This is a genomic window from Vibrio sp. 1401, from assembly GCF_033340295.1.
Genome location: NZ_JAWOWF010000121.1, coordinates 1 through 1,230 on the forward strand (window position 1 = coordinate 1; position 1,230 = coordinate 1,230).

General features: G+C 45.4%; 1 protein-coding gene. It reads right to left on the reverse strand.

The window, feature by feature from the left end; translation table 11 throughout:
• The coding region (locus R7Z77_RS23980; RefSeq protein ID WP_318109579.1) for a DUF4158 domain-containing protein at positions 1 to 1,124 on the reverse strand (1,124 nt) is incomplete at its 3' end.
• Between the last annotated feature and the right edge of the window lie 106 nt (positions 1,125 to 1,230).

Here is a 1,230-nt window from a genome sequence, read left to right on the forward strand (position 1 = left end):
TTCAGGTAAAGGCAGAGGGTCTGGATATCCCTGTCATTCATGACCTTCAATGCCTGTTGTCTGACTACTGAGAAGGGTTGATTATCATCAATGTTCTCATCCACAAACAGATGCAGTAACTCTGCCGCTTTCGTGACATTGTCCGCGGCTGACTGCCAGGACAGGAACACTGCTTGTTGTGCAAAGGTGTTGGCAGCTTCTTGTTGCTTGCGGATATGGTAAATGAACCCATCAGTTAACCGTTCCAGTGCCAGTTGTATCCGCTCTGTCAGGTGACATAGCAACCATAGATGCTGCTGTGCGCGTTTGAATCGTTTGAGTTTACTACCGTAATAGTTGATGAGCTCACCGAAGTGTTGTCGATTTTTAAGAGACAGATTAAGCCCATCGATAACGCCATTGATTTGCGTGCGCCATGGCGCTAACTGATGATAAAGGGCAAGCTCTTTTTTAAGTTCAGGTACGGTCAGACTTTTTGCACCGCCTCTGAGCTGGTTCAGGCTTAGTCCGTCATCAATGGCTGTTATGCTGTCCAGAAAGACGTGAAGTTCAGGACTGGTGAGTTGATTAAGTTGGTGCGCCAGGTCTTTTCTGACCTGCTGCATCGCTCTGCTTATCAGTCTCTTGAGTACGGTGTACCTAGGGATAGCAATGCTGTGACTGGTTAGGAATTCAATAGCAGTATCAAAGAGGTAACGCGGCTCCAGCCAGGCATTGCCCACCTGAACAAGGTGGTCGAAAAGAGAATTGAAGTGCTGACTTTCGTCCCATTTGTGATAACCAGCAAGGTCTAATACTTTTGCGTAGAGTCGATCTTTTTGTTTTTGTGAGGGAGTGAATGGTCTGAGCCCCTTGCCGCCAAGCAGCTCTTTACTGATGAACATTAAATCCTTAGAAACCTGCGAGTAAGCGATATCTAGGATGACGGGCTTTGATTTGAAGTATCCCAAAATCGCGACAAAGTAACATCTATGAGCTCTGAGACGAATTGACCGAAAAACTGCCAATTCCGCATCGTTCAGAGAAAAGTACAGACGTTGTTCTTCGATTGAAAAAATGGGTGGGGAATAAAGATCTGCCTGTTCTGCTCTCGTGAGAATAGTAATTTCGTTTTTGATGGCCATATCAGGGCTGTTCCGTATTAAATGTACGATATTTACCTAATTTGCCACACTTATAAGTAGTAACCCACCTCCGCAGCCATTTATTGGTGTGGTCTACAGAGGATTA